Below are 272 nucleotides of genomic sequence, written 5' to 3' on the forward strand. Positions count from 1 at the left end.
ATGCAGAAACTTTCACCATTTGTTTTGTCTCCAGCAGATATACTGGGTCGACAGGATTTGAGTGATATGCTCGCGAAGTATCCAGATGTTGAAAGACGGCACTATAAACTCTGGATTGCTAGTTCGAATGTTCTTGCGTATATGCTTAATAAGCCCATACATGATAGGAGCCAATTTGAGCTTGGCGAGATAATTGAGACCTCTAAGCTATATGTGGCTACGGTAAATCATAATCAAGCGATTGATAAACTGGAATCTACGAGTGTTGTTAT

At 40.1% G+C, this 272-nt stretch carries 1 pseudogene; it reads left to right on the plus strand.

Going from position 1 to position 272, the window contains the following annotated elements:
- Positions 1-66 precede the first annotated feature (66 nt).
- Positions 67-272, plus strand: a pseudogene (locus K0F88_RS32135) (hypothetical protein); the annotation flags it as partial.

Source organism: Pseudomonas sp. UMAB-40 (genome assembly GCF_900095275.1).
Classification (GTDB): Bacteria; Pseudomonadota; Gammaproteobacteria; order Pseudomonadales; family Pseudomonadaceae; genus Aquipseudomonas; species Aquipseudomonas mandelii_B.